The organism is Paraburkholderia sp. SIMBA_027 (genome assembly GCF_046535315.1).
GTDB lineage: Bacteria > Pseudomonadota > Gammaproteobacteria > Burkholderiales > Burkholderiaceae > Paraburkholderia > Paraburkholderia tropica.
In genome coordinates, this window is the sequence record NZ_JAWRWY010000791.1 from 1 (window position 1) to 264 (window position 264).

At 64.0% G+C, this 264-nt stretch carries 1 protein-coding gene; it reads right to left on the reverse strand.

All coding sequences use genetic code 11. The annotated features are described in order from the left end of the window. A partial coding sequence (locus SB764_RS41225; RefSeq protein ID WP_410866930.1) for an acyl-CoA dehydrogenase family protein occupies positions 1-264 on the reverse strand: 264 nt, incomplete at both ends.

Consider the following 264-nt stretch of genomic DNA (forward strand, 5'->3'; position numbering starts at 1 on the left):
GCCGGCGGCGTAGTCGTTGGTATAGCCGTTGCCGCCGAGCGCCTGGATGGCCTCGAGCGCCATGGTGGTTGCCTTTTCGGCGGCGTAGAGAATACAGCCGGCGGCGTCCTTGCGGGTGGTCTCACCGCGATCGCAGGCGGATGCGACGGCGTAGACGTAGGCACGGGCCGTATTCATCATCACATACATGTCGGCGAGCTTGCCCTGCATCAGCTGGAACTCACCGATCGCCTGGCCGAACTGTTTGCGCTCATGCAGGTAGGG